This is a genomic window from Rhizobium ecuadorense, assembly GCF_001187535.1.
GTDB classification, from domain to species: domain Bacteria; phylum Pseudomonadota; class Alphaproteobacteria; order Rhizobiales; family Rhizobiaceae; genus Rhizobium; species Rhizobium ecuadorense.
On sequence record NZ_LFIO01001184.1, the window covers coordinates 1 to 286 of the forward strand.

At 49.0% G+C, this 286-nt stretch carries 1 pseudogene; it reads right to left on the reverse strand.

The window, feature by feature from the left end:
* Positions 1-286: pseudogene (locus AF337_RS25405) on the reverse strand (hypothetical protein); the annotation flags it as partial.

The following is a 286-nucleotide window of genomic DNA, read 5'->3' on the forward strand; positions in this document are numbered from 1 at the left end:
CCATTGGGGGATAATCGTGCCATAAGCCGAAAATAATGAAGGGAGGCCGCTCAGAACGATGATCCCCAATGTGAGAAAATTCCAGAGATACTGATTCACCCTGGAGGATCGCGCATACCAGTTTCGATGCGTCCGCAGGTCACGCAAAGCCTGCCTTTTGATCTCGACCATATCCGATGGAAGCATCTTTTCTGCTCTCTCTTGATCGATCTCCCGTCTTGCTGCCAAAATCACGTTGATGACAACGATAGTTATCCCGAAGGTAATCATGAACCAGGCGATGTAG